A 25462-nucleotide genomic window follows, 5' to 3' on the forward strand; every position below is an offset into this window, starting at 1 on the left:
CGAGCCAGTACGCTGAGAGGTGCGAGAGAGGGTGTGGATGGATAAGCAGCGCGACTTCGTTCTTCGCACGATCGAGGAGCGAGGGGTCAAGTTCGTCAGGCTCTGGTTCACCGACGTGGTCGGAACCCTGAAGTCGGTGGCGATCGCACCGGCCGAGGTCGAGGGTGCCTTCACCGAGGGCATCGGCTTCGACGGCTCGGCGATCGAGGGGCTCAGCCGCACGTTCGAGTCCGATCTGCTGGCCTACCCCGATCCCACGACGTTCCAGACGCTCCCGTGGCGCGGCGACGTCGACCCGACCGCGCGCATGTTCTGCGACATCACGACGCCCGACGGCGAGCCGGCGGTCTCCGACCCGCGCAACGTGCTGAAGCGCACCCTCGCGCGAGCGGCCGATCGCGGCTTCACCTTCTACACGCACCCCGAGATCGAGTTCTACCTGCTCAAGTCGTCGAAGTACGGCCCGTCGGGCCCCGAGCCCGTCGACTCCGCCGGGTACTTCGACAATGTGCCGGGCGGCACCGCGCACGACTTCCGTCGTCGTTCGGTGCGCATGCTCGAAGACCTCGGCATCTCGGTCGAGTTCAGCCACCACGAGGCCGGGCCGGGTCAGAACGAGATCGACCTGCGCTACGCCGACGCACTGACGACGGCCGACAACATCATGACCTTCCGCACGGTGATCAAAGAGGTGGCGATCGAGCAGGGCGTCTACGCGACGTTCATGCCGAAGCCGTTCTCGCAGTACCCGGGCTCCGGCATGCACACGCACCTCTCGCTCTTCGAGGGCGACGCCAACGCCTTCTACGAGCCCGGCGCGCAGTACCAGCTCTCGAAGATCGGGCGCCAGTTCATCGCCGGCCTCCTGCGCCACTCGGCCGAGATCTCGGCAGTGACGAACCAGTTCGTGAACTCGTACAAGCGTCTCTGGGGCGGCGACGAGGCGCCCAGCTTCGTCTGCTGGGGGCACAACAACCGCTCGGCCCTCGTGCGGGTGCCGCTGTACAAGCCCAACAAGGGCCAGAGCGCGCGCGTCGAGTACCGTGCCATCGACTCGGCAGCGAACCCGTACCTCGCGTTCTCGCTCCTGCTCGCCGCAGGTATGAAGGGCGTCGAAGAGGGATACGAGCTTCCGCCCGAGGCCGAAGACGATGTGTGGGCGCTGACCGATCGCGAGCGTCGCGCGCTCGGGTACGACCCGCTGCCCGCGAGCCTCGACCACGCGATCCAGTTCATGGAGGAGTCGGAGCTCGTCGCCGAGACCCTCGGCGAGCAGGTCTTCAACTACGTGCTCGCGAACAAGCGGGCCGAGTGGCGCGACTACCGTTCGCAGGTCACGCCGTTCGAGCTGCAGCGCAACCTCGAAATCCTCTGACGCAGCGGATGTCTCGTCAGGCCCCCACGCTCGGAAGAGTCGCTCGTGCGGGCTTCGCCGATCTGGGCGGCGCCGCGGCGTCACTGGAATCGCTGTCGGCCGAGACCGGCGTCGAGTTCGACGAACTGCTCGCGATGTTCACCCAGGCCGCCGACCCCGACGCGGCGCTCGCGCTCGTCACGCGACTCCACGAGCAGGCGCCGACCGAACTCGCGGGCGTGATCGCCCATGAGCATGCCGCGGTGCGCCTGGCCAGACTCGTCGGTGCGTCTCGAGGCTTCGCCGACTTCCTGCTGCGGCATCCGTCCGAGCTCGCGATGTTCGCGCAGGTCCCGATCGCACCGCCGAGCGTCGCCGAGGCGCGCGCCTCGTTGCTCGCGGCGCTCGACGAGGTCGACTCCGCTCCCGTCGACCTGACGGAGGCGGCCGCCAAGGCGATCCGCATCAGGTACCGTCGACTCCTCGCCGACGTCGCGGTGTACGACCTCACCCGCGCCGATGCCGTCGACGTGGTCGATGTCGTCGCCGCGGGTCTCGCCGACCTCGCCGGAGCGACGCTCGATGCGGCCCTCGCGGCCGCCCGTCGCGTGGTCGGGAGAGAGCCGGGGGAGCCGGCATCGCCCGGTCGCTATCCGGCCGCCGAGGTCGAGGCCACGAGGCTCGCGATCATCGGCATGGGCAAGGCCGGCGCCCGCGAGCTCAACTACGTGAGCGATGTCGACGTCATCTACGTCGCCGAGTCCGCCGACGAGGACGTCGTCTCCACGGCGCGAGCGCTCGAGATCGCCACCCGGCTCGCCATGCTGACCATGCGCATCATCGGCGAGCCCGGTGTCGAGCCGCCGCTCTGGGAGGTCGACCCGAACCTCCGCCCGGAGGGCAAGGACGGCGCGCTCGTGCGCACGCTCGAGTCGCACCTGCAGTACTACGACCGTTGGGCGAAGAGCTGGGAGTTCCAGGCGCTCCTGAAGGCTCGTCCGCTCGCGGGCGACCTCGAGCTCGGCGGCAGCTACATCGCCGGCGTCGCGCCCAAGGTGTGGACGAGTTCGAGTCGTGAGGGATTCGTCGAGTCGGTGCAGGCGATGCGCGAGCGCGTCACCCAGCACATTCCGGCCGACGAGGTCGACGTGCAGATCAAGCTCGGGCCCGGGGGCATCCGCGACATCGAGTTCACGGTGCAGCTGCTGCAGCTCGTGCACGGCGCCTCCGACGACGGCATCCACCAGCGCGGCACGCTGCCCGCCCTCGCCGCCCTCGCCGAGCTCGGCTACGTCGGCCGCGACGAGGCGGCCGAGTTCGCGCGCGACTACCGAGTGCTGCGCGTGCTCGAGCATCGCGTGCAGCTCGAACGGCTGCGCCGCACGCACCTCATGCCGCGCGACGAGCACCGGCTCCGCGTGCTGGCCCGCGCATCGGGTCTCGGCCGCACCTCGGGCGAGCTCACGGCCGTGTGGCAGAGCACGCGCCATCGGGTGCGCGGCCTGCACGAGCGGCTCTTCTACCGACCGCTGCTGTCGGCCGTCGCAGCCCTGCCGGCGTCGGGCCTCGGACTGACGAGCGCCCAGGCCGAGGCGCGTCTCGCGGCCATCGGGTTCCGCGACCCGCGGGGTGCGCTCGCGCACATCGCGGCGCTCACGACCGGCGTCTCACGGCGCGCGCAGATTCAGCGCAATCTCATGCCGGTACTCATCTCGTGGTTCGCCGACGGCACCGACCCCGACTTCGGGCTGCTCTCCTTCCGGCGCCTCAGCGACACCCTCGGCACCACGCACTGGTACCTGCGTCTGCTCCGCGACTCCTCCGACGCTGCGCTGCGCCTGACCCGGGTGCTCTCGGGCTCGCGCTTCGCCGCCGAGCTGCTCGAGCGCAGCCCCGAGTCCGTGGCGTGGCTCGAAGACCTCGACGAGCTGCGCCCGCGCACCCTCGCCTCGCTCGAGGACGAGACCCGGGCGGTGCTCCGCCGTCATGAGCAACCCGACGTCGCGGGCAAGATCTTCCGCGCCATCCGCCGCCGTGAGGTGCTGCGGCTGGCGCTCTCGGGCATCCTCGACGTCTGCACGGTCGAGGAGCTCGGCCACGCGCTGAGCGACGTCACCGAGAACCACATCGCCGCCCTCGTCGCGGCGATCCGCGGCGGCGAACCCGATGGCATCGAGTTCGCCGTGATCGGCATGGGCCGGTTCGGCGGCCGCGAGCTCGGCATCGGCTCCGACGCCGACATCATCTACGTCTACCGGGCGACGGATGCCGCGGCCGACCCCGCCCACTCGCGGGCGTTGCGCATCGTCGCCGAACTCGTGCGCCTCACCGAGGACGCGCGCCTGCCGTTCGACCTCGACGCCGACCTGAGACCCGAGGGGCGCAACGGCGTCGTGGCCCGCTCGCTCGACGCGTACCGCGCGTACTACGCACGCTGGTCGCTGACCTGGGAGGCGCAGGCGCTGCTCCGGGCGCGCGGCGTCGCCGGCGATGCCGCGCTCATCGACGAGTTCACCGAGCTCGCCGACACGGTGCGATACCCCGAGGCGATCAGCGAACGCGACGTGCGCGAGGTCAAGCGCATCAAGGCGCGCGTCGAGAACGAACGGCTGCCGCAGGGCGCCGACCCGACCAGGCACCTGAAGCTGGGTCGCGGATCGCTCTCCGACGTGGAGTGGTTCGTGCAGCTCGCGCAGCTGCAGCACGCCGCCGCGGTTCCGGCCCTGCGCACGACCTCGACCCTCGACGCCCTCGCGGCGGCGGTCGAACACGGTCTCGTCGAGGCATCCGATGCCGAAACCCTGCGCGCCGCATGGGTGTTCGCCTCGCGTGCGCGCTCGGCGCTCACGCTCTGGCTCGACCGCACGACCGACGTACTGCCCGTCGAGCGCTCGCAGCTCGAGGGCGTCGCGCGCATCATGGGCTATCCGCCCGGGTCGGCGACGCAGCTCGAGCACGACTACCTGCACCTCACCCGGCGTGCCCGCGCCGTCTTCGATCGCGGCTTCTACGGCGTCGAGCCGCGCCGCGAACCCACCGCGGGCTGAACCTCGAGCCCACTTGCGCGGCGAGCCGGCCCAGCCGGTCGGTGCCCGCAAGTGCGATCGGTTCGAATCCTCGCGCCCGGAACGGCGAATGGGCCCGCGCCGCCGAAGCGGTGCGGGCCCATCCAGGTCGGATCCTACGACTGCAGGGGGGATGCAGGCTCGGATCCTGGGGACTGCAGAGGGGGCTGCAGGATCAGACGCCGTAGTAGAGCTCGAACTCGAACGGGTGGGGACGCTGAGCCAGCGGCTTCAGCTCCTTCTCGCGCTTGTAGTCGATCCAGGTCTCGATGAGCTCCTTGGTGAACACGCCGCCCTCGAGGAGGAAGTCGTGGTCGGCCTCAAGAGCGTCGAGAGCCTCACCCAGCGAGCCCGGCAGCTGCGGGATCGACTTGGCCTCCTCGGGCGGGAGTTCGTAGAGGTCCTTGTCGACGGGCTCGTGGGGCTCGATGCGGTTCTTGATGCCGTCGAGACCGGCCATGAGCTGTGCGGCGAAGGCGAGGTACGGGTTGCTCGCGCCGTCGGGCACGCGGAACTCGATGCGCTTGGCCTTCGGGTTGGTGCCGGTGATCGGAATGCGGATGCACGCCGAGCGGTTGCCCGCCGAGTACACGAGGTTGACGGGAGCCTCGAAGCCGGGAACCAGGCGACGGAAGGAGTTGACGCTCGGGTTGGTGAAGGCGAGCACGGCCGGAGCGTGCTTCAGCAGGCCGCCGATGTACCAGCGCGCGAGATCGCTGAGACCACCGTAGCCGGCCTCGTCGTAGAACAGCGGCTTGCCGTCGTTCCAGAGCGACTGGTGGGTGTGCATGCCCGAACCGTTGTCGCCGAAGAGCGGCTTCGGCATGAACGTCGCGGTCTTGCCCCACTGATCGGCCGTGTTCTTGACGATGTACTTGAACTTCAGGATGTCGTCGGCCGCGTGCACCATCGTGTCGAAGCGGTAGTTGATCTCCTGCTGACCGCCGGTGCCCACCTCGTGGTGCGAACGCTCGAGGTGGAAGCCCGCCTCGATGAGCTTGAGCGAGATGTCGTCGCGCAGGTCGGCGGTCTTGTCGACCGGGCTGACGGGGAAGTAGCCGCCCTTGAATGGCGTCTTGTTGGCGAGGTTGCCGCCCTCCTCCTTGCGGCCGCTGTTCCACGCGCCCTCTTCGGAGTCGACCGAGTAGAAGCTCGAGTGCTGGTTGACCTCGTAGCGCACGTCGTCGAAGATGTAGAACTCGGCCTCGGGGGCGAAGTACGCGGTGTCGGCGATGCCGGTCGAGGCGAGGTACTTCTCGGCCTTCTTGGCGACCTGACGCGGGTCCTTCGAGTAGATCTCGCCGTTGCGCGGGTTGTAGATGTCGAAGACCATGACGAGCGTGCGCTCGGCGCGGAACTGGTCGACGTACGCGGTCGTCACGTCGGGGACGAGCTGCATGTCGGACTCGTGGATGTTCGCGAAGCCGCGGATCGAGGAGCCGTCGAAGAGCTGGCCGACGGTGAAGAACTCCTCATCGACGGTGGAAGCCGGGATGTTGAAGTGCTGCTGCACGCCCGGAAGATCGGTGAAGCGGATGTCGAGGAACTTGACATCCGTCTCCTTGATGAACTTGAGAACTTCGGACGAATCGCTGAACATGTTGCGCAGTCTCCAAGAGGATGTAGAACCGGACGGACTTTCAGAGCCGGTAGCGACGCTAGCCGGGTGCCGTTTCCCTGCCGTGACCGGAATGTTTCGGCCATGTTACGCCCAGTCCGGCTCGGTAGACTCATCTGGTGCCTGACGCGAAACCCCAGACCTTCGGAGACCTCGAGCCGAGTAGGTGGCCGGGGGAGCGGCTCGGGCTGCCGAGCGATGGACGCGGTTCCGTCGCCCGCGCCGGTCGTCGTCTTCTCGCTCTGGGCGCCGACTGGGCGAGCGCGATGCTCGTCGCCTTGGCCTTCACGCCGTACGAATCCTTCGAGTACACGTGGGTGACCCCGCTCGTCTTCGCCGTGCTGCAGATCGTGTTCATCCCGACGATCGGCGGCAGCCTCGGGCACCGGCTCTTCGGCATGCGGGTCATTCCGCTCGAGGGCGGTTGGATCGGTCTGTGGCGCCCCGTCGTGCGCACCGCGCTGCTCGTCGTCGTCGTTCCCGCCCTCGTCTGGGACTCCGACCAGCGCGGCTTCCACGACAAGGTCGCCGGCACGGTGCTCATCCGCTACTAGGCGCCGCGCGCCTGCAGCCCCGTTTCACTGCCCGCGCAGACTCCGCAACCCGAGGACGGCCGCGAGCGGTTTGACCAGTGCGAGCTCACCGAACCGGTGGTCCTCCGCGCGCACGAGTCGTGCGGCGAGGTCCGGCCGCAACTTCCACAGGTACGCCCGACCCTTCTCGGCGTGGAGCGAGTTGGAGACGATCTTGATCGCGTCCGCGTGCTCGATCAGCGGGATCGCGTTCTGGATGTTCTCCCATGTGGTGGTGCTCTCGCGGTCCAGTCGGATCGTGCCCGCGCAGCCGCGTCGGCGGGCGTAGCGCGCCATCAGCTCCGCTTCGGGAACGGTGCCGGCGACGCCGCCACCGCACAGCACGAGCACGCTCTCCGTCGCGTGCGGATGCAGGGAACGGAGTCCGGCGCGCACCCGGTACCGGTTCAGGTGATTGGCGCGCGCACCGCGATTCCGGTAGCCGAGCACGACGACGGCCTCGGTCGTGCCCGTCCGACCGGCAGTGCCGAGCCGCCGGCGGCTCGCCCTGAGATGCACGATCTCAGCCCAGGCGAAGACGGTTGCGACAGCCACGACAGCCACGACAGCCACGACGGGAACGGCGAGGGGGAGAAGGCGCACCCTGAGAGGCTACAGGCGGGCGACACGCGCGTGGCCAAACGGATCGGACGCCGCGCACCATCGGCAGAGACGAGAACGCGGCATCCGCCGATGACGGATGCCGCGTTCGTGCTGTCTCGGATCAGCGCATCTTGCCGCGCTGGGGCCGGGCCTTCATCGGGTCGATGCCCTTCGGGATCGGCAGGGAGGTCTGGAGCGAGTTGAGGCGGTTGCTCACGGCGAGCACCTCCGGCTTGGTGAGCGCCTTCTTCGTCTTGCGGAGCGTCACCGGGAGCTTGTGCAGGGCGATCGAGCCCTCGTCGTCGCCCACAGAGATGAGCATGACCGGCACGTTGGGCAGGATGCGGGCGACCTTGCGCTGCTCGTCGTCGAGCATGCGCTTCGTGCGCGACGCGGGGCCTTCGCTGATCAGCGCGACGCCGCCACGGCCGACGGCGCGGTAGACGGCGTCCTGCGTCTTACCGTTCACGGCGACGGGCATCTCGTTGCCGACCCATCCGCCGCGCAGGCCGCTGCGGAGCACCGCGCCGACGGCGCCGGGCTGGCCCTCGATCTGCGAGTAGGCCGCACGCTCGGCACGACGGCCGAGGATCACGAGCGCGATGAGGAGGCCGGCGAGCACGCCCGCGACGATCCAGAGGGCGATCGTGAATCCGTTGCCCTCGCCGAGCCAGAGCGCGAAGCCCAGGCCCACGAGCACGGGGGCGAGGAATCCGAGGAGCATCAGCCACTGCGCGGTGGAATCGTAGCGGCGGGTCATCTGGAAGACCTGCCACATCTGCTTCAAGCGGCCGGGCTCCTTCTGAGCCTTCGATGCGTCCTTGGTACGTGCCATGGTCTCAAGGATACCGGCGCGAAGGGCCGTCTCGGACCGCGATGTGCACGCGATCCGAGACGAGGCCGACCGCTACCCGACGGCCTGCGCGAATCCGAGCGACGCGTCGGCCAGGTGGCTGAGTTCGCTCGGCAACGGCCGGCCCTTCGCCTGCATCGACTGCGCCCAGAGACGGCCGGCCCGGTAGGAGGAGCGGACGAGCGGTCCGGCGAGCACTCCGAGGAATCCGATCGCCTCGGCCTCCTCCTTGATCTCGACGAACTCCTCCGGCCGCACCCAGCGGGCGACCGGCAGATGGCGCGGACTCGGCCGCAGGTACTGCGTCACCGTGATGATGTCGGTTCCGGCGTCGTGCAGGTCCTGCAGAGCCTGCGAGATCTCCGCTCGTTCCTCGCCCATGCCGAGGATGAGGTTCGACTTCGTGATGAGCCCGGCGTCGCGGCCCTGGGTGATCACGTCGAGTGAGCGCTCGTAGCGGAACGCGGGCCGGATGCGTTTGAAGATGCGCGGCACGGTTTCGACGTTGTGCGCGAATACCTCGGGCTCCGCCGAGAACACCTGCCGGAGCAACTCGGGCTCTCCGTTGAAGTCGGGCACGAGGATCTCGACTCCCGTGCCGGGGGACTGGACGTGGATCTGCCGGATCGTCTCGGCGTAGAGCCACGCACCCCCGTCGGGCAGGTCGTCGCGGGCGACGCCCGTGACCGTCGAGTACCGCAGCTGCATCTTCACCACCGACTCGCCGACGCGACGTGGTTCGTCGGCGTCGTAGTCGGCCGGCTTTCCGGTGTCGATCTGGCAGAAGTCGCAGCGACGCGTGCACTGCGCCCCGCCGATCAGGAAGGTCGCCTCGCGATCCTCCCAGCACTCGTAGATGTTCGGGCAGCCGGCTTCCTGGCACACGGTGTGCAGGTCTTCGCTCTTCACGAGCGACTGCAGCGCGCGGTACTCGGGCCCCATCTTCGCGCGGGTCTTGATCCACTCGGGCTTGCGCGCGATCGGCGTCTGGGCGTTGCGGACTTCGAGGCGCAGCATCCTGCGCCCCTCGGGTGTCGTGCTCACGCCGCGATCGCCTCCTCGGCGCGGAAGCGCGCGGAGATCGGTTCGACCAGGTCGGCCGGGGTCACGGTGCGACCCAGTTCGCGGCTGATGGTGGTCACTCCGGCATCGCGGATGCCGCAGGCGACGATCCGCTCGTAGGCATCGAGCTCGTTGCTCGCGTTCAGGGCGAAGCCGTGCATCGTGACGCCGCTCTCGACGCGGATGCCGATTGCGGCGATCTTGTTCTCGCGACCGGGCGGGCCGACCCAGACGCCCGACCTGCCGTCGACGCGATGCGACTCGAGTCCGATCTCGGCGAGCACGTCGATGATGATGCCCTCGAGTCGTCGCACGTATCCGACGACGTCGATGGGTTCCGGCAGATGCAGGATCGGGTACCCGACGAGCTGGCCGGGGCCGTGCCAGGTGATCTTGCCGCCGCGGTCGACGTCGATGACGGGAGTCCCGTCGGTCGGCCGTTCGTCGGGCGTTGTACGCTTCCCGGCGGTGTAGACGGAGGGGTGCTCCAGAAGGAGTACGGTGTCGGGGCGTTCGCCCCCGACAACCGCGCGATGGACGGCGCGCTGAAGGTCGAGACCCTCGCTGTACGGCACGGAGTTGGCGCTTAGCCCCGTGACGACGATGTCGAGCATGGGATTCAGCTTAGGTCACTCGTCCTCGACATCCGTCCGTTGCACGCCGTCATCCACACTCGATGGCCGGTTCAGGTGACGACCTCCATGCGCCCGACAGGCTGAACCGCATGGTGCGACATGGCAGACGAGTTCCAGACGCTGAACCGGCGACCGTTCGGCCGGCGCCGATGGAGGCGACCCTCGCCGGCTACCGGCTGCTCCGGCGCATCGCCTCCGGTGAGCGTGCCGACGTCTTCCTCGCCACCGTGGACGCCCCCGCCGAGTCTGCTCCCGACGAGGCGTCGCCGCTCGTGGTGGTGCGGGTCTACGACGGGTCGGCTGCGGGGGAGGCGATCGCCGTCGAGGTCGAGGCCATGTCGACGGATGCCTCGGGCTCGCTGCCCGAGCTCTTCGACGTCGCCACTCTCGACGACGGGCGCTGCGCGCTGGCCGTCGAGCGGCTCGCAGGACCATCGCTCGCGCGTCTCATCGCCGAACGCCGCCTCGCTCCGGGCGAGGCGGTCACGATCCTCGCTCCGATCGTGGTCGCCCTCGGCGAACTCGCACGACTCGGATTCGTGCACACGAGGCTCACGGCCGGTGACGTGCTCCTCGACGGCCGAGGGCGTCCGCGGCTCATCGGACTCGGCGGTCTCGCGAGACTGTCGACGAGCGCGCACGAGCGCACTCCGTTGCTCCGCGACGGACACGCCGCCCTCGCCGACCTGATCGACGTCGTCGTCGCCGCCACCGAGCGGCCGGTGCAATTCGCTCCCGTCGCGGAACTCCTGCACGACCGACTGTCGGCCCGGCCGTTCACTCCGTGTGAAGCCGAGCTGGAGCGTGCGCTCTTCGCGGCTGCCGATCCGACGCCCGTCACTGGCGTCGCAGCGGCCGTTCGACGCACCTCCCTGCCGGCGAGGATGACCGCACCACTCGACCCGGCGTCGTCCGAGCCACCGACTCGAGCGACGTCGTCCGACGCCTCCGGACCATCCGGAGCTGCAGCACGCAACAGCAGGCGCACCCTGCTCGAACTCGCGCAGTGGCCCTCCTTCCTCGCCGGGCGGATCCGCGACGGCGGCGATCCGACCGCGTCCGGTCGTGAGGCGGAGCGCGCGGGTGCGGGGTCGCGTCTCAGGGCGGCGGTACGCCTGCGTCGTCCCGCACTGCTCGTCGCCGGCCTGGTGGGCGGGGGAGCGCTCGCGCTCCTCCTGACGCTGGTGCCTCCTGCCACCGCGGGTGATGATCGCGCCGCGGGCGGCGAACACGTCGGAGGAACCGATGGCGTGCCGGTGCCGCCTCCGGAGTCCGAAGCGATCGATGCCGATGAGGCGTCCGACGTCGGGCCCACGGCTGGGCCGGAGGATGACGTCGTGGCCGCCGCCCAGCAGCTCCTGACTCGGCGGGAGGCGTGCTTCGACGCGCTCGACCTGGCGTGCCTGGCCGACGTGCTGCAGCCCGGGTCGGCACTCGAGACAGCGGATGCCTCGGCGATGACCGTGGCACGCGACGGTGGCGACGTGCCGGCGGAGCTCGACTCGACTCGGGTGGACATCGTCACCGACATGGGGTCGGCGGTGCTCCTGACCGTTCCCTATGCGACAGCCGAACGCGAACCGGCCTCGCTGCTCGTGATGAGAAGCGAGGCCGGTTGGCGACTGCGGGAGATCTTCGACTAGATGCCGAGGTCCGCCTCGAACGCGCCCTCTTCGAGGCGCTGCTTGACCGCGGTCAGGAAGCGGGCCGCGTCGGCGCCGTCGATGATGCGGTGATCGTACGAGAGGGCCAGGTAGACCATCGAGCGAACGGCGATCGCGTCGGCGCCGTCGGTCGAGACGACCACGGGGCGCTTCACGACGGTGCCGGTGCCGAGGATCGCCGACTGGGGCAGGAACACGACCGGCGTGTCGAAGAGCGCGCCGCGCGAACCCGTGTTCGTCAGGGTGAAGGTGCCCCCCGAGAGCTCATCGGGCTTCAGCTGGTTGTTGCGCGTGCGCTCGGCGAGGTCCGCGATCTGCGCGGCCAGGCCGGCGATGTCGAGCTCGGCCGAGTCGCGGATCACCGGGGTGAGCAGGCCGCGCTCGGTGTCGACCGCGATGCTCATGTTCTCTTGAGCCGGGTAGACGATGCTGTCGCCGTCGACCGTCGAGTTGATGATCGGGTACGCGCGCAGCGCCTCGGCGGCGGCCATCGCGAAGAACGGCAGGAACGAGAGCTTGTTGCCGGTCTTGGCGAGGAAGTCGCCCTTGACCTTGTCGCGCAGACGCGCAACGCGGGTCACGTCGACCTCGACGACGGTCGTGAGCTGAGCGGTCGACGTCATGGAGACGACGGCACGCTCGGCGACGACCTTGCGCAGACGCGTCATGGGCACGGTCGTGCCGCGCAGCGGCGAGACCTCGAGCTCCTGGCGCGCGGGCGCAGCTGCAGCGGATGCCGCGGGAGCGACGTTCGCCGAGATGACGTCCTGCTTGCGGATGCGGCCGCCGACGCCGGTGCCGGTGACGCTCGCGAGGTCGACGCCCTGCTCGTTGGCGAGCTTGCGGACGATCGGCGTGACGTAGCCGGCGGGGCCGGCGTGCGAGCCGCCGGTCGGGGCTGCCGGAGCTGCCGGCGCCTGTACGACGGGCTCGGCGACGGGTGCCGCCGGTGCGACGGGCTGGGCCACCGGAGCAGGCTCCGCGACCGGAGCCGCCGGAGCGACGGGAGCTGCCGGCGCCTGGGCGACGGGCTCCGCGACCGGAGCCGCCGGTGCCACGGGCTGGGCCACCGGAGCGGGCTCCGCGACGGGAGCCGCCGGAGCTGCCGGCGCCTGGGCGACGGGCTCCGCGACCGGAGCCGCGGGCAGTGCGGGGGCTGCTGCCGGAGCAGCCTCGGCCACGGTCGCTGCGGCCTCGGGGGCGGCCGGAGCAGCAGCTGCACCCGAACCATCGCCGATGGTCACCAGTGCGGTGCCGACCTCGACGGTCTCGTCCTCCTGGACGAGGATCGCCTCGATGACACCCGCGACGGGCGACGGGATCTCGGTGTCGACCTTGTCGGTCGAGACCTCGAGCAGCGGCTCGTCGACCTCGACACGGTCGCCGACATTCTTCAGCCAGCGGGTGACCGTGCCCTCAGTGACACTCTCTCCGAGTGCCGGGAGGCTGACGGATTCGCTCATGCGCTTGTCTCCTTCACAGCGTGGGAACGCTTTCTAGCTTATTGCAGTCGTGGATTGGGGCGACGGGATCAGATGGCGTGGAGCGGCTTGCCGGCCAGCTTCAGCACGGCCTCGCCGAACGCCTCGCCCTGGGTCGGGTGGGCGTGGATGAACGGGGCGATGTCCTCGGGGTACGCCTCCCAGTTCACTGCGAGCTGCGCCTCGGCGATCAGCTCGCCGACTCGGCCGCCGATCATGTGCACGCCGACGATCGGTCCCTCGTTCACCCGGACGACCTTGATCGAGCCGGACGTGCCGAGGATCGAGCTCTTGCCGTTGCCGGCGAGGTTGTACTCGAACGACGACACCTGGTCGGCGCCGAACTTCTCGGCTGCCTTGGCCTCGGTGTATCCGACCGACGCGACCTCGGGCTCGCAGTAGGTGATCTTCGGGATGTTCACGTCTTCGACGACGATCGGGGCGAGGCCCGCGATCTCCTCGGCGATGAAGATGCCCTGCTGGTAGCTGCGGTGCGCGAGCTGGAGGCCGGGGACGATGTCGCCGGCTGCGTAGACGCCCGGGACGCTCGTCTCGAGGCGGTCGTTCGTGATGACGAAGCCGCGGTCGATCGTGATGCCGGCCTCTTCGTATCCGAGGTTCTGCGTGACGGGCCCACGGCCGACGGCGACGAGCAGCAGCTCGGCCTCGTAGGTGGTGCCGTTCTCGAGCGTCACGACGACGCCCTCGTCGTTCTGGGTCACGCTCTGGAAGCGGACGCCGAGCGAGTACTCGATGCCGCGCTTGCGGAAGGCGCGCTCGAGCTGCTTGGAGATCGTCTCCTCCTCGTTGGGCACGAGGTGAGGCAGTGCCTCGATGATGGTGACCTCGGCGCCGAAGGAGTTCCACACGCTGGCGAACTCGACGCCGATGACGCCGCCGCCGAGCACGGCGACCTTCTTGGGGATGAAGTCGAGCTCGAGGGCCTGCTCGCTCGTGATGACGCGGCCGCCGATCTCGAGACCGGGGAGCGAGCGCGAGTAGGAACCGGTGGCGAGCACGACGTTCTTGCCGACGTAGCGGTCGTCGCCGACGGCCACGGTGTTCGCGCCGACGAGTCGGCCCTCACCGGCGACCACGGGGATGCCGCGTGCCTTCAGCAGGCCCTGCAGGCCCTTCCACTTGCTCGCGACGATGCCCTCGCGGTAGGCGGAGACCCCGGCGATGTCGATGCCCTCGAACGCGGTCTTGACGCCATACTTCGCGGACTCGCGCGCCACCTCTGCGACCTCTGCGGAGTGCAGCAGGGCCTTCGTGGGGATGCAGCCGCGGTGGAGACATGTGCCGCCGAGCTTGTCCTTCTCGATCACCACGGCGGTCATGCCGAGTTCGACGGCGCGGATCGCAGCGGCGTAGCCCGCGCTGCCTCCACCCAGGACGACAATGTCAAAGTTCTGCTCGGACAAACGCTCTCTCCCTTGCGCACCAGATCTGCGACACGGACTGCTCCCGGTTCGTTGCCGGGACAGGCTGTATGGGCGAGGTTCTCGCCCATACGACCTTACTACTCTGCGGCGAGCTGCTCGCCCAGCCGGACGAGGGTGCGCACTGCGGCACCCGTAGCCCCCGAACCGGTGAACCCGTACCCTGCCGCGGTGTTGTGCGAGGGGCCGGCGATGTCGAGGTGGGCCCACGGGATGCGCGTGTCGGCGCCTTCGCGCACGCCGACGAACTCCTGCAGGAAGACGCCGGCGAGGAGCATCCCGGGCACCGTCATGCCGAGCTTGGTGTTCGCGAGGTCCGCGACATCCGACTTCAGGTACTGCGCGAGGTCGTTGGGCAGCGGCATCGGCCAGGTCGACTCGTCGACCGCGTCGGCGGCCGCACGCACCTGCCCGACGAGCGCATCGTCGCCCATGAGGCCCGCGATGCGGTGGCCGAGTGCCACCATCTGCGCGCCGGTGAGCGTCGCGACGTCGACGATCGCGTCGGGCTGCTCCTCGCTCGCCGCGACGAGGCCGTCGGCGAGCACGAGGCGGCCCTCTGCGTCGGTGTTGATGACCTCGACGGTCTTGCCGCCGCGGATCCGCAGCACGTCGTTCGGCCGGACGGCGGTCGAGGAGGGCAGGTTCTCGGCGATGCAGAGCCACCCCGTGACCCGGATCGGCACCTCGAGCTCGGCCAGGGCGACCATCGCGGAGAGCACGGCTGCTGCGCCGGCCATATCGGTCTTCATGCCGACGAGCGCCGTCATCGGCTTCAGCGAGATGCCGCCCGAGTCGTAGGTGATGCCCTTGCCGACGAGGGCGAGGTGAACGGATGCCCCGGCCGGCGTGTAGTCGAGGCGCACGAGCCGGGGCCCGCGGCTGGACCCCTGGCCCACCGCGAGGATGCCGCCGAACCCGTCGGCGGCGAGCGCCGCCTCGTCCCAGACCTTCGAGCCGATGCCGGCGGCCGCTGCGGCCTCCACAGCGATGTCGGCGAGGCGGGCGGGGAACAGGTCGGCGGGCGGCATGTTGACGAGGTCCTTCGTGCGGGCCACCGCGGCGGTCACGGCACGCAGGCGGTCGATGCCGACGGCGGCCTCGTCGAAGGCGGAGTGCAGCGCGATCCGGGTCGGCCGCGGCTTCGTCTCGGAGCGGAACCCGTCATAGCCGTAGGCGCCCAGAGCGGCGCCCTCGAGCAGGGCCGCGGCGGCATCGGCGTCGTCGGTCGGGATGGCGATCGCCACTGCGACCGCACCCTTCAGCTGGCGCAGCGCGCTGCCCGCGGCGAGACGGAGGCTCGCGGCATCCGCTCGATCGCCGATCCCGACCACTGCGACGACGCGCGGTCCGTCTGCCGGCCCGGGAACGCGGATGAGCTCTTCGGCAGCGCCGCCGGCGTCGAGCGCCTCGAGCACGGGAGCCACCCATTCGAAACCCGCCTCGGCGAGGAGCTCGGGCCCGTCGGTGCCCTTCCGGGCAGCGAGCAGGACGACGTCGGCGTCGGATGCGGAGGCGGGGGAGTCGGTCACGGTGAGGGTGGGAACAGCCATGGAGCGATCGTACGTGTTCGCTCTGGGCATCACGGCGTCGGACGTCGATCCGGGGGAGGTCCCGGCGGGCCTCAGTAGGCTGGAACCATGCGCGATCCCCGTTCCCTGTACGAGCTGAACCCCGATGTGTCGGTGCCCACCGGGCTGCCGCTCGTCGCGGGGCTCACGGGCTACGCCGATGCCGGTGCCGCCGTCGCGCAGACCACCGAGTACCTGCTCTCGACGCTCGACAGCACGGTCGTGGCCTCCTTCGACGCCGACGAGCTGCTGGACTACCGTGCCCGCCGGCCGATCATCCTCTTCGAGGCCGACCACCTCGCCGACTACACGCCGCCGCGGCTGAGCCTCGACCTGGCCGTCGACGAGCTCGGCCAGCAGTTCCTGCTGCTCACCGGCTTCGAGCCCGACTACCAGTGGCAGCGGTTCAGCTCGGCCGTGCTCGAACTCATCGAGCGGTTCGAGGTGTCGTCGACCACGTGGATCAACTCCATCCCCATGCCGGTGCCGCACACGCGGCCCGTCGGCGTCACCGTGAGCGGCAACCGCACCGAGCTGATCGAGGCGATGTCGATCTGGCGGCCGACGACGCAGGTTCCGGCGAACGTGCTGCATCTCGTCGAGTTCCGGCTCCAGGAGCTGGACCACCCGACCACCGGATTCGTACTGCTGATTCCGCACTACCTCTCCGACGCCGAGTACCCCTCTGCGGCGATCACCGCGCTCGAGGCGATCAGTGCAGCGACCGGTCGCATCTTCCCGACCGATGCACTGCGCGAGCAGGGGCGCGACTTCGTCGCCCGCATCGACGAGCAGGTTGCGGAGAACGGCGAGCTGGCCAAGCTCGTCGGCACCCTCGAACAACGCCACGACGCCTACATGGAGGGCACGACGCTTCGATCGCCGCTCACCGATGAAGACGGTGAGCTGCCCTCCGCCGACGAGATCGCCGCAGAGCTCGAGAAGTTCCTCGCGTTCCGACGGGCCACCGACGACGACACGCCGCGCGGGCTGTAGCGCCAGGGGAATGCCCGCCGGGGCTCGACTGTTGTAGAGAACGCAGGGCGAGACAGCCTCGATCAGGCGTGATGCGGTGCGCAGGTCTGTATAATGGTGGCAGGACCCGTTCTGGTCCGCTGGCGTGGTGAACACCGTGCCGATGAAGCGGACTTGACATGGGTCCTCATAGTGTCCGAAAACGACCGGGCCGAGTGCATGAGCCGAGTCCGCGAGGGCACACGGGCACGACGGTAGGAGAGGTTCAACGAATGGCAACGACGAAAGCCGCGACGAAGGCTGCGAGCGAGGCGGAGAAGCCTGCTGCGAAGCGTGCGACCGCCGCGAAGTCGACCGCCGCGAAGACGACGGCGAAGGCTGCGGCGACCCCCGCAGCCAAGACGCCGCGCGCCGCTACCGCGAAGACCGCGACGAAGCCCCGCGCGAAGGCCAAGGCCAAGAGCGACGAAGACGAAGACGAGGTCGAGGTCGTGGAGCTCCACGAGGGCGACGACACCTCCACCGACACCGATGACGACGACGCGAAGCCCGTCGCGGTCGAGCCGCACCCCACCGGTGCGCTCGTGCTGCGTGCGGTCGACGACGAAGACGAGGTCCCGGTCTACTCGAGCGCCATCACCGGTGCGACGGCCGACCCCGTCAAGGACTACCTGAAGCAGATCGGAAAGGTCGCGCTCCTCAACGCGGCCGAAGAGGTCGAGCTCGCGATGCGCATCGAGGCGGGCCTCTTCGCCGAAGAGAAGCTCTCGCACATGACCGACGCCGAGAAGCGTTCGCAGCTCGGTCGCGAACTGCAGTGGGTCGCGAAGGACGGCCAGCGCGCCAAGAGCCACCTGCTCGGCGCGAACCTCCGTCTCGTCGTCTCGCTCGCCAAGCGCTACACGGGTCGTGGCATGCAGTTCCTCGACCTGATCCAGGAGGGCAACCTGGGCCTCATCCGTGCAGTCGAGAAGTTCGACTACACCAAGGGCTTCAAGTTCTCGACCTACGCCACCTGGTGGATCCGCCAGGCGATCACGCGCGCCATGGCCGACCAGGCCCGCACGATCCGCATCCCGGTGCACATGGTCGAGGTCATCAACAAGCTCGCCCGCGTGCAGCGCCAGATGCTGCAGGACCTGGGCCGCGAGCCCACGCCCGAAGAGCTGAGCCGCGAACTCGACATGACCCCCGAGAAGGTCATCGAGGTGCAGAAGTACGGCCGTGAGCCCATCTCGCTGCACACGCCCCTCGGTGAAGACGGCGACAGCGAGTTCGGCGACCTCATCGAGGACACCGAGGCCGTCGTGCCGGCCGACGCCGTGGGCTTCACGATGCTGCAGAAGCAGCTCGAGTCGCTCCTCGACTCGCTGAGCGAGCGCGAGGCGGGCGTCATCCGCATGCGCTTCGGTCTCGGCGACGGCATGCCGAAGACCCTCGACCAGATCGGCGACACGTTCGGCGTCACGCGCGAGCGCATCCGCCAGATCGAGTCGAAGACGATGGCGAAGCTTCGTCACCCCTCGCGTTCGCAGTCGCTCCGCGACTACCTCGAGTAGGCCGCCGGTGCGCTACGCGCCGGCGATCCTCGTCGGCAGACTCACCCGATTCGCCGCCCGGCTGCGCAAGCCCGGCGGCGGATCGGCTGTTCCGGGCCTCATCGTCAACCGCATCGCCCCGAAGTACCTGAAGCGCACGCTCTCGGGCTTCCCGCAGGGGCTCGTCGTCGTCTCGGGCTCGAGCGGCAAGTCGACGACCACGAAGATGCTCGTCGCGATACTCCGCGCCCACGACGTCGACGTGTTCACCAACCCGTCGACGGCGAACATCAGCCAGGGCCTCACCTCCGCACTGCTCGAGCAGGCCGACTGGCGCGGGCGCGTGCCCGGCGACGTCGCGGTGCTCGAGATGGACGAGGGCCATGGTGCGCTCGTCATGCAGGGCGTCGACGCCCGAGTCGTGTGCCTGACGAACGTCATGGTCGACCAGATCGACCGGTTCCACGACTCCGAGATGGTCGCCTCCATGCTCGCCCGCATCGCGGCGCGGGCCGGCGAGTCGATCGTCGTGAACGCCGACGACGCCTATCTCGAACGGCTCGCCGCACGAGTGCGGCCGGGCGTCGCGGTCCACCGCTTCGGCGTCACCGACGCGGTGTTCGCGGCATCACCGCGCGGCCTCGGCTACACCCAGACGAGCGATGCCCGACTGTCGAGCGGCACCGACGTGCTCGTGCAGACGGTCGACGGTGCGTCCGCGGTGCTCGATGACGCCGGGGCATCCGTCTCGATCGGTCTTCCGGCGCGCGGCGTGCACTACGCCGTCGATGCGGCGGCCGCTTACGCCACCGCCAAGGCGGTGCTCGGCGAACGCTTCTCGAGCTCGACAGCTGCCGATGCGCTGAGCGCGATCCCTGCCGTGTTCGGGCGGGGAGAGCGCACCACGGTTCGCGGACAGGACGTCGAGTTCGTGCTCGTGCAGAACCCGTCGAGCTATCAGTTGAACGTCGACAGCATCGCACCGGGCACCGAGCAGATCCTCTTCGCGATCGGTTCCGACGTGCGCGACCCGTCGTACTTCTGGCCGACGGATGCAGCGTCACTCGAGCGGGTCTCGATCGTGACGGGCTCGAAGTCCGCCGAGGCGGCGCTCATGCTCGCCTACGACGGTGTCGAGATCGACCGTGTGGAGCCCGACCTCGGCAGTGCCCTCGACGACTTCCTCGCGATGCCGGCGCCGGCATCCGGCGTCAAGACGATCGTCTTCACCGCCGATGCGATGCGGCGCACCCGCACCCACCTCGGACTCGCTGGAGCAGAATGACCCTCACGATCGTCTCGTTGCTTCCCCGACTGCAGAACACGAACGGCGACGCCGAGAACGCCCGGGTGCTCGCGACGCGGGCTCGATGGGCCGGGCTCGACGCCACGGTCGTCGAGGTCGAGACGGCGGAGCAGCTTCCGCAGCGGGTCGACGCGATCGTGCTCGGCTCGGGCAGCGACTCGTCGCTCGACGAGAGCCGCGAACTGCTCCTCACGATGCACGACGAGTTCCGCCGGTGGGGTACCGAGGGCGTCCCGATCCTCTCGATCGGCACCGGCTGGGAGCTGCTCAGCTGGGGCATCGAGCTCGCGAGCGGCCGCAGCATCGAGGGTCTCGGCATCCTGCCCGGCCGCGCGGTTCCGCGCGCGAACCGCGTGACCGGTGATGTGGTGGTGAAGAGCCCGCGCTTCGGCGTGCTCGTCGGCTTCGAGAACCACGCACGCGACTACGTCGGCGCCGAGGCGTCCCCGCTGGGTCGCCTCCGTGCCGGGCACGGCAACGGGCGTGACTCGGGCCAGGAGGGTGCGGTCATGGGCGACGTCTACGGCACCCACCTGCACGGACCGGTGCTCGCGAAGAACCCCGAGTTCGCCGACCGGCTCCTCGAGACCATGGCCACTCGTGCCGGGCTCGAGTACATGCCGGGCGCGCGTGCCCAGACGGTCGATGCCTACGCGTCGGCCGCTCGTGCTGCGCAGCTGACTGCAGCCGGCGTCTCGATTCCCGAGGCCTGAGCCGGAAACGACGAACGCCCCGGCGAGCCGGGGCGTTCGTGGAGTCGGTCGGTCAGTGACGGTCGTCGGCGAGCAGCTTGCTCGACTCGTCGTGCCAGCTGTGCGCGATCTGCGAGAGCTTCTCCTGGTGCTTGCGGCCGTGGTGGGCGCAGAACAGCAGTTCGCCGCTCGCGACGACGACGCGGATGTACGCCTGGGCGCCGCACGCATCGCATCGGTCGAGCGCGGTGAGCTCGTAAGGGGTCTCGAGTTCATCGACCGCACCGGTGGTCTCGGTGGACTGGGTCATGGCTCCTCCTTCGTGCTCATGCTCGGTGTTCCGTTCATCAATGAAAACACGAGAGCGGCCCTGTTCCTTCCGTTGGGCCGGGCATTTCGCTCAGCGCGTAGTGGCTGAGCGGATGTGTCGGCGCGGCTCAGTAGGCTTGTTCGACGTGAGCTCCGACTATTCCGCCCGCCATCTCTCCGTGCTCGAGGGCCTCGAGGCCGTGCGCAAGCGACCCGGCATGTACATCGGTTCGACCGACTCCCGTGGCCTCATGCACTGCCTCTGGGAGATCATCGACAACTCGGTCGACGAGTCGCTCGCCGGCCATGGCAATGAGATCGGGGTGACCCTTCACCCCGATGGCAGCGTCGAGGTGCGCGACCGCGCCCGGGGCATCCCCGTCGACATCGAACCGAAGACCGGATTGTCGGGCGTCGAGGTCGTGTTCACGAAGCTCCACGCCGGCGGCAAGTTCGGCTCAGGCTCCTACGCCGCCTCCGGCGGTCTGCACGGTGTCGGCGCATCGGTGGTCAACGCGCTCTCCGAGCGCCTCGACGTCGAGGTCGACCGCAACGGCAAGACCTGGGCCATGTCGTTCCACCGCGGAGAGCCGGGTAACTTCGCAGATTCGGGCGCACCGTCGCCCGATGCGCCGTTCACGCCGTTCGAGAACCGCAGCGAGCTGCGCGTCGTCGGCAAGGTCGCCAAGGGCGTCACCGGCACGCGCATCCGCTACTGGGCCGACCGCCAGATCTTCACGAAGGGGGCCGAGTTCCAGACCGAAGAGCTCCTCGGCCGCGCCCGGCAGACGGCCTTCCTCGTGCCCGGGCTCGCGATCGACGTCACCGACGAGCGCGGCGAGGCACCCCACACGACGTCGTTCCAGTTCGACGGCGGCATCTCCGAGTTCGTCGAGCACCTCGCGACGGATGCTGCGCTCACCGACGTGTGGCGCCTGACCGGAACGGGCCAGTTCACCGAGACCGTTCCCGTGCTCACCGAGGGCGGCGCCATGGTGCCGACCGAGCTGAAGCGCGAGTGCGTCGTCGACATCGCCCTGCGCTGGGGCACCGGCTACGACACGGTCATCCGCTCGTTCGTGAACATCATCGCGACGCCGAAGGGCGGCACGCACCAGGCCGGATTCGACCAGGGACTGCTGAAGTTCCTGCGCCAGCAGGTCGAGCAGAACGCGCGGAGGCTGAAGGCCGGCAACGACAAGCTCGAGAAGGACGACGTGCTCGCGGGCCTCACCGCCGTCGTCACCGTGCGTCTGCCCGAACCGCAGTTCGAGGGCCAGACGAAGGAGGTGCTCGGCACTCCCGCCGTGCGCGCCATCGTCGCCAGCGTGCTGACGAAGGAGCTCGGCGCACGATTCTCGTCGACCAAGCGCGATGACAAGGCGCAGTCCTCGCTGCTGCTCGACAAGGTCGTCGCCGAGATGAAGTCCCGCATCTCCGCGCGGGCCCACAAGGAGACCCAGCGGCGCAAGAACGCGCTCGAGAGCTCCTCGCTTCCGGCGAAGCTCGTCGACTGCCGCTCGAACGATGTCGCGCACAGCGAGCTGTTCATCGTCGAGGGCGACTCCGCACTCGGCACCGCCAAGCTCGCCCGCGACAGCGAGCACCAGGCGCTGCTGCCGATCCGCGGCAAGATCCTCAACGTGCAGAAGGCCAGCGTCGCCGACATGCTCGCGAACACCGAGTGCGCCTCGATCATCCAGGTCATCGGCGCCGGCTCGGGCCGGAGCTTCGACCTCGAGGCGGCGCGCTACGGCAAGGTCATCCTGATGGCCGACGCCGACGTCGACGGTGCGCACATCCGCACGCTGCTGCTCACGCTCTTCTTCCGCTACATGCGGCCGATGATCGAGCACGGCCGGGTGTTCGCCGCTGTGCCGCCGCTGCACCGCGTCGTGGTGATGAACCCCGGCTCGAAGCCGAACGAGACCATCTACACCTATTCCGAGGCCGAGCTGAAGGGCGTGCTCGCGACGCTCGACCGGCAGAAGAAGCGCTATCAGGACCCGATCCAGCGCTACAAGGGCCTCGGTGAGATGGATGCCGACCAGCTCGCGACGACCACGATGGATCGTCGTCACCGCACGCTCCGCCGTGTCGGCATCGGCGATGCCGAGAACGCCGGGCGCGTGTTCGAGCTCCTGATGGGCACGGATGTCGCGCCGCGCAAGGAGTTCATCATCGAGAGCTCCGACACGCTCGAGCGCGACCGCATCGACGCGTGAGGTACGGCGTCGACTCGCCCCGCTTCACGACGTGCCGCTGGGCCCGGTCGAATACGACCGAGCCCAGCGGACTCTGACAGCGCTCCGACGAGAGCGGTGACTCAGTTGCCGTAGAGTGCGACGGCCCCAGTGCGGTCGGAGTTCGTCATCGTCAGATCGTCGGACGAACCGTTGCACTGCGGGTAGTGCATGATCGATGCCGAGTCGTACGGCGTCAGCGGACGCCAGTTGTTGTCTTCGAAGCACGTGCCCGATTCAGGGCGCGTGTGCTCGTGCCGGAACCCGAGGGTGTGGCCGAGTTCGTGGCCGAGGATGTTGGTCGGCGTCCAGGCGCCCGAGCCCCAGATCGAGTCGTCGATGAGCACGTTCTGCTGACGGTCGGGCGTGCTCGGGAAGAACGCGCGGGCGATGTACTGCGAGGTCTGCACCGGCTCGACCGAGAACAGTACCGACTTGTTGCGCGTCGTGCACTGGCCGTCGGCGCTGCTCACGTACACGAAGTCGATCTTCGATGACGCGGACTCCCAGAGGGCCGCGCCGCTCGCCATCGCGTTGACGACGTCGGCGTGACGCGTGCCGAACTTCGTGCTGACGCAATAGGTGAGGTCGCCGACCTGCGAGGCCGACCACTTGTCGTCGGCGCCGTTGACCGTGTTGACGATGAGACCGTCGGTCGGCGTCTCGGGACCGGCGAGCAGGTCGTAGAACTTCCGCAGGTCGCCCTTGTCCGAGATCACCTCGTCACCGTTGACGATGTAGCTGCCATCGACGTCTCGGTAGGTCGATTCCGCGAACTCCTGGTAGGAGGGAACGTCGGAGTCGTCGAGCGGGGTTGCGCCGGCGGCCGGGATTACCGTGCCGACAGCGAGCGCGGCGGCCGCGGTGGCGGCGAGCGCGAGTGTTCTCGTGATTCGCATGCAGTGTGCTCCTTCTGAAACGAGCGATCTCCGTTCGCCTGGTCGGCGAGCGGCTTCGGATCCAGAGAACAGGCGTCGTTGCCTGTGGACGGGCGTCGTTGCCTGTCCCCCGAAGTAGGCACAACGTAGCCTGCACGATTCGATCGTGTCAAGGATTTCAGGGCGTGCCGCTCGTCCGCATCGACGCGTGACGTTTCACCCCGCCGTCGGTCGGATGTTCTGGTTCAGGTGGAAGACGTTGCCGGGATCGTACGCGTCCTTGACGGCGGTCAGTCGTGTCAGTTGATCGGTCGAGTACGCACGCCGGAGCCCTGCGTCTCCATCATCGCCGAGCACGTTGACATACGCGCCGCTCGAGTACTCGTCCATCGTGCTCGCGTAGCGTCGAGCGGCCGCCATCCGCGGCGCATCCTCGTCGGGCGAGCGCCAGCGGGAGGCGGCCACGAACTCGAACGCCGTGTCGCGCCTCGAGAAGGCGGTGGCGTCCCCGGGAACATCTGCGATGGCCCCGCCGTATGCCTGCAGGCTGACGTCGGGGAGCAGCTCGCCGTCGCGAGCGAGGAGTGCCTCGATGAGGTCGTCGTCGAGCGCACGGAAGTAGTGCCCCTTCCAATAGCGGCGCCATGCGTGACCCTCGGTGTCGTCCTCGCGGGTCTGCAGCTGCAGGTAGCTGAGCGAATCGACCGATCTCGCAGCGGGCGCGGCGGCCCGGTCGAGGCGCTGCTCGAGCTCGACGATCTCCTCACGAGCAACGATGGGATCACCGACCCACACGAACCCGAGCGCCACCGTTCCGCCTGAGATCGTCGCGGTGAAGGTCGATTCGCGTGGCGCGTCGATGCTGAGGTCGCGCCAGGCGCGCATCGCGGTCGCGGCCGCCACAGCGTCCGCGACATGCTCGATCGGGTAGTGGAACTCGACGGCGATCGCGTCGCCGGGTTCGGGGTGCAGGGCGAACTCGAACTCGGTGACGACGCCGAAGTTGCCACCGCCGCCTCGCAACGCCCAGTCGAGTTCGGAATGGGAGTCGCGGTCGATTCGCAGTCGCTCACCGGTCGCCGTGACGAGCTCGAACGCGACCACGTTGTCGCAGGCGAGCCCGTGACGTCTCGCGAGCCACCCCATTCCGCCACCGAGGGTGAGTCCGCCGACACCGGTGTGCGAGACGTTCCCCGCCGTCGTCGCGAGGCCGTGCCGCTGCGATTCGCGGTCGAGCGCGCCGAGGAGAGCGCCGCCCTGCACTCGCGCGCGACGCCCGGTCGGGTCGACCTGCACGTCGCCCATCGGCCGAAGGTCGATCATGACGCCGTCGTCGGGCACGGCATGTCCGACGATCCCGTGCCCGCCGCAGCGCACGCCGATCTCGAGCTCGTTCCGGGTGGCGAACTGCACGGCGGTGGCGACGTCGGCTGTGTCTGCGCACCGCACGATGTAACGCGGCCGCCGGTCGATCATGCCGTTCCAGACGGCACGGGCCGCGTCGTAGCCGTCATGCCCGGGCTCCAACACGGTGCCGGCGATGTCGCGCAAGGTCGTGTGCGCCATGAATGGCTCTCCCGTTCCCCGTGAGCCGGGTGCAT

The 25462-nt window shown here is 69.2% G+C and carries 20 protein-coding genes; 9 read left to right on the top strand and 11 right to left on the bottom strand.

Annotation, left to right across the window (positions count from 1 at the left end; genetic code table 11):
- Positions 1-37 precede the first annotated feature (37 nt).
- Together ASE14_RS01860 and ASE14_RS01865 are read left to right on the top strand one after the other, a co-directional pair.
- Positions 38-1375, top strand: a complete 1338-nt coding sequence (locus ASE14_RS01860) for a glutamine synthetase family protein (protein WP_056649938.1) — start codon at positions 38-40, stop codon at positions 1373-1375.
- A gap of 8 nt (positions 1376-1383) precedes the next feature.
- Positions 1384-4401, top strand: a complete 3018-nt coding sequence (locus ASE14_RS01865; protein ID WP_056649941.1) for a bifunctional [glutamine synthetase] adenylyltransferase/[glutamine synthetase]-adenylyl-L-tyrosine phosphorylase — start codon at positions 1384-1386, stop codon at positions 4399-4401.
- A 193-nt stretch (positions 4402-4594) separates the two neighbouring features.
- Here ASE14_RS01865 and glnA read toward each other — a convergent pair whose 3' ends face one another.
- Complete coding sequence (gene glnA / locus ASE14_RS01870; protein WP_056649944.1) at positions 4595-6019, bottom strand: type I glutamate--ammonia ligase; 1425 nt, start codon at positions 6017-6019, stop codon at positions 4595-4597.
- A gap of 137 nt (positions 6020-6156) precedes the next feature.
- Here glnA and ASE14_RS01875 point away from each other — a divergent pair, with 137 nt between their 5' ends.
- Positions 6157-6591 (top strand): RDD family protein, encoded by a 435-nt coding sequence (locus ASE14_RS01875; protein ID WP_056649947.1) that lies wholly within the window; start codon positions 6157-6159, stop codon positions 6589-6591.
- 24 nt (positions 6592-6615) lie between these two features.
- On the opposite strand, the gene ASE14_RS01880 is transcribed toward ASE14_RS01875, so the two are convergent.
- From ASE14_RS01880 to lipB, 4 genes are all read right to left on the bottom strand, one after another.
- Positions 6616-7212: a YdcF family protein gene (locus tag ASE14_RS01880; protein ID WP_200953248.1), complete on the bottom strand. Its 597-nt coding sequence runs from the start codon at positions 7210-7212 to the stop codon at positions 6616-6618.
- A 121-nt stretch (positions 7213-7333) separates the two neighbouring features.
- On the bottom strand, positions 7334-8047 hold the full coding sequence (locus ASE14_RS01885) for a DUF4191 domain-containing protein (protein ID WP_056649950.1): 714 nt from the start codon (positions 8045-8047) through the stop codon (positions 7334-7336).
- 72 nt (positions 8048-8119) lie between these two features.
- Positions 8120-9109 (bottom strand): lipoyl synthase, encoded by a 990-nt coding sequence (gene lipA / locus ASE14_RS01890; RefSeq protein WP_056649953.1) that lies wholly within the window; start codon positions 9107-9109, stop codon positions 8120-8122.
- On the bottom strand, positions 9106-9741 hold the full coding sequence (lipB, locus tag ASE14_RS01895) for a lipoyl(octanoyl) transferase LipB (RefSeq protein WP_056649957.1): 636 nt from the start codon (positions 9739-9741) through the stop codon (positions 9106-9108). Before lipB ends, lipA begins: the two co-directional genes overlap by 4 nt.
- A gap of 170 nt (positions 9742-9911) precedes the next feature.
- Here lipB and ASE14_RS01900 point away from each other — a divergent pair, with 170 nt between their 5' ends.
- A complete protein-coding gene (locus tag ASE14_RS01900) occupies positions 9912-11405 on the top strand; it encodes a serine/threonine-protein kinase (RefSeq protein WP_056649960.1) in 1494 nt (497 codons plus the stop codon).
- Here ASE14_RS01900 and sucB read toward each other — a convergent pair.
- The 3 genes from sucB to ASE14_RS01915 form a co-directional block, all read right to left on the bottom strand.
- Positions 11402-12889: a 2-oxoglutarate dehydrogenase, E2 component, dihydrolipoamide succinyltransferase gene (sucB, locus tag ASE14_RS01905; RefSeq protein ID WP_056649962.1), complete on the bottom strand. Its 1488-nt coding sequence runs from the start codon at positions 12887-12889 to the stop codon at positions 11402-11404. The genes ASE14_RS01900 and sucB overlap by 4 nt on opposite strands.
- 68 nt (positions 12890-12957) lie before the next feature.
- Positions 12958-14331, bottom strand: a complete 1374-nt coding sequence (gene lpdA / locus ASE14_RS01910) for a dihydrolipoyl dehydrogenase (RefSeq protein ID WP_056649965.1) — start codon at positions 14329-14331, stop codon at positions 12958-12960.
- Positions 14332-14429: 98 nt separating this feature from the next.
- Positions 14430-15902: a leucyl aminopeptidase gene (locus ASE14_RS01915; RefSeq protein ID WP_056649969.1), complete on the bottom strand. Its 1473-nt coding sequence runs from the start codon at positions 15900-15902 to the stop codon at positions 14430-14432.
- Positions 15903-15989: 87 nt separating this feature from the next.
- Here ASE14_RS01915 and ASE14_RS01920 point away from each other — a divergent pair, with 87 nt between their 5' ends.
- The 4 genes from ASE14_RS01920 to ASE14_RS01935 all read left to right on the top strand — a co-directional run bounded on the left by ASE14_RS01920 (position 15990) and on the right by ASE14_RS01935 (position 20452).
- Entirely contained in the window at positions 15990-16916 is a 927-nt protein-coding gene (locus ASE14_RS01920) for a proteasome assembly chaperone family protein (protein WP_056649972.1), read from the top strand.
- 158 nt (positions 16917-17074) lie between these two features.
- Positions 17075-18454 (top strand): RNA polymerase sigma factor, encoded by a 1380-nt coding sequence (locus ASE14_RS01925; protein WP_369816436.1) that lies wholly within the window; start codon positions 17075-17077, stop codon positions 18452-18454.
- 7 nt (positions 18455-18461) lie between these two features.
- Positions 18462-19718 (top strand): Mur ligase family protein, encoded by a 1257-nt coding sequence (locus ASE14_RS01930; protein ID WP_056649978.1) that lies wholly within the window; start codon positions 18462-18464, stop codon positions 19716-19718.
- Complete coding sequence (locus ASE14_RS01935) at positions 19715-20452, top strand: type 1 glutamine amidotransferase (RefSeq protein WP_056649981.1); 738 nt, start codon at positions 19715-19717, stop codon at positions 20450-20452. Before ASE14_RS01930 ends, ASE14_RS01935 begins: the two co-directional genes overlap by 4 nt.
- A 52-nt stretch (positions 20453-20504) precedes the next feature.
- Here ASE14_RS01935 and ASE14_RS01940 read toward each other — a convergent pair whose 3' ends face one another.
- A complete protein-coding gene (locus ASE14_RS01940) occupies positions 20505-20741 on the bottom strand; it encodes a hypothetical protein (protein WP_056649984.1) in 237 nt (78 codons plus the stop codon).
- 112 nt (positions 20742-20853) lie between these two features.
- Between ASE14_RS01940 and ASE14_RS01945 the strand changes: the two genes are divergently transcribed.
- A complete protein-coding gene (locus ASE14_RS01945; RefSeq protein ID WP_056649987.1) occupies positions 20854-22965 on the top strand; it encodes a type IIA DNA topoisomerase subunit B in 2112 nt (703 codons plus the stop codon).
- Between the two features lie 101 nt (positions 22966-23066).
- On the opposite strand, the gene ASE14_RS01950 is transcribed toward ASE14_RS01945, so the two are convergent.
- Together ASE14_RS01950 and ASE14_RS01955 are read right to left on the bottom strand one after the other, a co-directional pair.
- A complete protein-coding gene (locus ASE14_RS01950) occupies positions 23067-23882 on the bottom strand; it encodes a M57 family metalloprotease (RefSeq protein ID WP_056649990.1) in 816 nt (271 codons plus the stop codon).
- A gap of 195 nt (positions 23883-24077) precedes the next feature.
- Positions 24078-25427, bottom strand: a complete 1350-nt coding sequence (locus tag ASE14_RS01955) for an FAD-binding oxidoreductase (RefSeq protein WP_056649993.1) — start codon at positions 25425-25427, stop codon at positions 24078-24080.
- Between the last annotated feature and the right edge of the window lie 35 nt (positions 25428-25462).

Origin of the sequence: Agromyces sp. Root81, from assembly GCF_001429165.1 — a bacterium.
In the GTDB taxonomy this organism is placed as follows: Bacteria; Actinomycetota; Actinomycetes; order Actinomycetales; family Microbacteriaceae; genus Agromyces.